General features: G+C 64.3%; 2 protein-coding genes. Both read left to right on the plus strand.

Going from position 1 to position 638, the window contains the following annotated elements; translation table 11 throughout:
• Positions 1 to 221: transposase domain-containing protein (locus NKJ13_RS31540; RefSeq protein WP_352779581.1), on the plus strand; the 221-nt coding region annotated here is incomplete at its 5' end.
• Positions 222 to 235: 14 nt separating this feature from the next.
• A partial coding sequence (locus NKJ13_RS31545) for a UPF0149 family protein (RefSeq protein WP_352779584.1) occupies positions 236 to 638 on the plus strand: 403 nt, incomplete at its 3' end.

A 638-nucleotide genomic window follows, 5' to 3' on the forward strand; every position in this document is an offset into this window, starting at 1 on the left:
GGCGCAATTGGCTTTTCTCGGGCAGCTTCGCCGCGGCCGAGCGGTCAGCGGTCGTGCTCAGCATCATTGAGACCTGCAAGCTCTGCGGCGTCGATGCCGAAGCCTACATGGCCGATGTCACCGAGCGCATCCAGAACGACTGGCCAGCCTCGCGCTGGGACGAACTGATGCCGTGGAATTGGGTGCGCCGCCAAGCGATGCAGCTCTCCTTGGCGGCATGAGCGCGATCGATGACATGGCGCTGTCGGACGAGGCGCTCGAGGCCTGGATGGCCGTCAAGATCAACCGTCGCCCGCTGGTGCGGACCATGTCGGCGCTGGATGGCTTCGTAACGGCAGCGGTCACCGGGCCGCGGTTCCCGGACCCGCAAGACTGGATGTGCCCGCTCATGGGGTTGCCGCGCGACGTCTTGGCCAAAGGCTCTGCAACAGATCGGGCCGTGTTTGCCAGCGTCGCCAGGATCCACAACCGGATCAACGAGACGCTCTTCGACAGACCGCAGGATTATGCGCCCCGATTCGCCACCAAGCCCAGGGGCGGCATCGACGCCCGGCCGTGGTGCCAGGGGTTCTACGCGGCCATGAATCTCAACATCAAAAAATGGAAACGGCTACTCGACCTCAACAACCCCCATCACG

Source organism: Mesorhizobium sp. M0174 (assembly GCF_040322275.1).
GTDB lineage: Bacteria > Pseudomonadota > Alphaproteobacteria > Rhizobiales > Rhizobiaceae > Mesorhizobium.